Genomic DNA, 215 nt, shown 5'->3' on the forward strand with positions numbered 1-215 from the left:
TGATCTTATCAACCGGCATATTGGAAAATTCCTCGACTTTATATTTTACATTACTGATCAGATTGTCCGTAACAGCTGAAATGCTGACCCCATATGCAACAATGACATGGAAGTCAAGGTGAATCCTGTTATCTTCCGTGAGCTCCACATGGATGCCGTGGGTCAGGCTGTCTTTTTTCAGCAGTCTCACCAATCCGTCTTTCATATTGACTGCC

The 215-nt window shown here is 43.3% G+C and carries 1 protein-coding gene; it reads right to left on the reverse strand.

The features are described from left to right. The coding region (locus tag HJY11_RS14445; RefSeq protein WP_208076555.1) for an Asp23/Gls24 family envelope stress response protein at positions 1-215 on the reverse strand (215 nt) is incomplete at both ends.

This window comes from Bittarella massiliensis (ex Durand et al. 2017) (assembly GCF_017566145.1).
GTDB classification, from domain to species: Bacteria; Bacillota; Clostridia; order Oscillospirales; family Ruminococcaceae; genus Bittarella; species Bittarella massiliensis_A.